At 71.6% G+C, this 3,003-nt stretch carries 4 protein-coding genes; 3 read left to right on the forward strand and 1 reads right to left on the reverse strand.

Translation table 11 applies throughout. The annotated features are described in order from the left end of the window. From JHN63_RS49520 to JHN63_RS49530, 3 genes are all read left to right on the forward strand, one after another. Positions 1 to 797 (forward strand): ferredoxin (locus JHN63_RS49520; protein ID WP_307782179.1); only part of this gene is annotated, 797 nt, incomplete at its 5' end. Next, entirely contained in the window at positions 794 to 1,987 is a 1,194-nt protein-coding gene (locus JHN63_RS49525) for a cytochrome P450 (protein ID WP_200691700.1), read from the forward strand. The genes JHN63_RS49520 and JHN63_RS49525, both read left to right, overlap by 4 nt. A gap of 172 nt (positions 1,988 to 2,159) precedes the next feature. Then, on the forward strand, positions 2,160 to 2,390 hold the full coding sequence (locus JHN63_RS49530) for a hypothetical protein (RefSeq protein WP_200691701.1): 231 nt from the start codon (positions 2,160 to 2,162) through the stop codon (positions 2,388 to 2,390). An 18-nt stretch (positions 2,391 to 2,408) separates the two neighbouring features. Here JHN63_RS49530 and JHN63_RS49535 read toward each other — a convergent pair. Continuing rightward, positions 2,409 to 3,003 (reverse strand): lipase family protein (locus JHN63_RS49535; RefSeq protein ID WP_234478884.1); only part of this gene is annotated, 595 nt, incomplete at its 5' end.

Genomic DNA, 3,003 nt, shown 5'->3' on the forward strand with positions numbered 1-3,003 from the left:
CATCCGGAAGGGCCATGACCGTGACCTCCACGCCCCGTATCGCCCCCCTCCCGCCCGCCGCATGGCCCCCGGTCCTACGGTCGTTGCTCGACGGCTCCCGGCAGGACGGCCCCGGCCGGGAGAACCTGTTCGGCACCCTCGCCCACCACCCCGTCCTGGCCCACGCCTGGCTCTCCCTCGCCCGCGTCCTCACCCACGAGGGCGCCCTCGGCCACCGCAGACGCGAGTTGATCGTCCTGCGGGTCGCCCACCGACTCGACGCGCCCTACGTCCACCGCAGACACCGCACCCCGGCCACGGACGCCGGACTGACGGAGGCCGAGATCGACGCGACGGCGGCCGAGCTGGGCACCCACCCCTGGCGGGCGGAGGACCGCGACCTCTTGGAGGCCGCCGACCTGCTGGCCGTCAACTCCCCTCTTCCCGACGGCCTTTGGGACCGGCTCGCTCGCGCCCTTCGCGCCGACCAACTCGTCGAACTCCTGGTGCTGGCCGGCCAGACCGCGACCATGTGCACCACGCTCAACACCCTCCGCACCCCCTCCGACGCGGACACCGACAGCACGGCTCAGCAGCCGTCTCTCACCGTGCTCCTGGACCGGGACCGCTGTTGCAGCGCGGGCCAGTGCGTCGGCGCGGCGCCCGAGGTGTTCGAGCAGGACGAGGCGGACGGCCGGGTCGCCCTGCTCGTCCCCGACCCGGACGCGCGGTACGCCGAGGAGGTGCGCTTCGCCGCCGACCTGTGCCCCGGCGGAGCCATCACGCTGCTCGACCACGAGGAGACCGTCCACCCATGACCGTCGCCACCGCCCTCGAACTGCCCGCCCCCTACGGCAGTTGCCCCTTCGACCCGCCGCCCCCCTACACCGCCGCCGCCCGCGAGGCCGCCGTCACCCGTGCCGTGCTGCCGGACGGCACCGCGTGCTGGCTGGTCACCGGCTACGACGAGGTACGGGCCGTGCTGGCCGACGCCCGGTTCAGCGCGGACGCGCGCACGCCCGGCTTCCCGTTCCTCTCCGCCGGTCAGCGCGAACTGGCCACCGCCAAGCCGAGTTTCATCCGCATGGACGACCCCGAACACGCCCGGCTGCGCCGCATGGTCACCAAGGACTTCCTGGTCAAGCGGATCGAGCAACTGCGCCCCGGCATCCAGGACATCGTCGACCGGGCCGTGGACCGGATGACCGAGGGCCGCACCTCGGCCGACCTGGTGGCGGACTTCGCGCTGCCGATCCCCTCGCTCGTCATCTGCCTGATGCTCGGAGTGCCGTACGAGGACCACGAGTTGTTCCAGTCGCTCAGCCGCACGCTCCTCGACAACCGGACCACCCGAGCGGAGGCGGAGCGGGCGCACGCCCAACTCATGGGCTATCTGGCCGGGTTGGCGCAACGGAAGAGACGGCATCCGGGCGACGACATCCTCAGCCGGCTCGCCGCCCGTGAGGACCTGACCGACCAGGAGACCGCTTCGCTCGGCTTCCTGCTGCTGGTCACCGGGCACGAGTCCACCGCGAACATGACGGCCGTCAGCGTGCTCGCGCTGCTGCGCCGTCCCGACCAGGCGGAACTCCTGCGCCGGAACCCGGACTTGGTGCGCGGTGCCGTGGAGGAACTCCTGCGCCATCTCACGATCATCCACCTGGGCCTGGGCCGGGCGGCGACCGAGACCGTGCGGGTCGGCGAGGTGACGATCCCGGCGGGCGAGGGCGTGATCTGCATGCTGTCCACGGCCAACCGCGACGAGCAACTGTTCGGCCCGGCAGCCGACTTGGACCTCACCCGGGACGCCCGCCGCCATGTCGCCTTCGGCTACGGCGTCCACCAGTGCCTCGGCCAGACCCTGGCCCGCGTGGAACTCCAGACCGTCCTCACCACGCTGCTGCGCCGCCTGCCCACCCTGCGCCTCGCCGTCCCGGCGGACCGACTCACCTACAACCAGGACGCCATCGTGTACGGGCTGCGTGCGCTCCCGGTGACCTGGACCTGATCGAGACACCCGAGGGTGGGAACCGTGTGGTGGTCGGTGCCCCGGCGCGCGTCGGCACCAGGACCGGGGGTTCGGATCCTGGGACTGCGACTGGTCCGGCGACGACGGCAAGCGCGAGGTCGAGATCCAGTTCGGCCGGGACAACTCCCTCGACGCCGACGACGGCACGCTGGTGAACGTCGCCGGCACCAAGAGCTACTACGTCGCGGACCAGGCCGAGGACGACAGCTGCACCGTACGGACCTCGCCCCGCACCTACACGGACGACGTCGGCGAGGAGACCACCGAACTGTTCCAGCCGACCGTGTACGCGCCCCGGCCCGGAAAGCAACTCTGCGGGGTGGCAGCGGAGTTGGCGGGTCGGGTCGTGGGGAACATCGCGAAGCGACTGCCCGTGCGGTGAGGATCGTGCTCAGGGCTCTCAGGGTTGTACGGGCATGGTCCAGCAGTTGGAGACGGTGGGCCTGCCGGCCAGGCGGTCGGTGAGCCAGTTGATGGCGTCGGTCTGGTCGGTGAGCAGCGGCGCGAAGTGGTTGAGGAGCGCGCTGCCGACACTGGGCAGGACGACGGCCTTGTACGTGACGTCGGCGCCCTTCGCGCACCAGTCGACGGCGAGTTGGCGGGCCTGGGCGTGCGGGACGAGGTTGTCGCTGACGCCGGTGACGACGCGGACGGGCCCGGACGGTTTCAGCGTGCCGATGCGCTGACTGTCGAGGAAGTCCTTGAGCGCGGGGGTCGAGGCGATGATCTCGCTGATGGACTGCCCGTCGGTGGTCCAACTGGTGCTCTTCGTGTAGCCGTAGCCGAGGAGGGCGTCGGCGACGCACATCGTCGACAGGTCGGTGAGCGCGGCCTTGCCGGCGTCGTTGAGATGCGCCTCGGCGAGGGGCTTCAGGTCCGGGTCGGACTGGAGGAACCCGTTGAGCGACCAGCCCAGCGCGCCCGCGAGTTCGCTGCCGTCGATGGCCTTGGTGACGGAGGTCAGATCGGCGGGCGGGGCGCTGGGCTGGTCGCTC

The organism is Streptomyces sp. MBT65 (assembly GCF_016612545.1).
Lineage (GTDB): Bacteria > Actinomycetota > Actinomycetes > Streptomycetales > Streptomycetaceae > Streptomyces.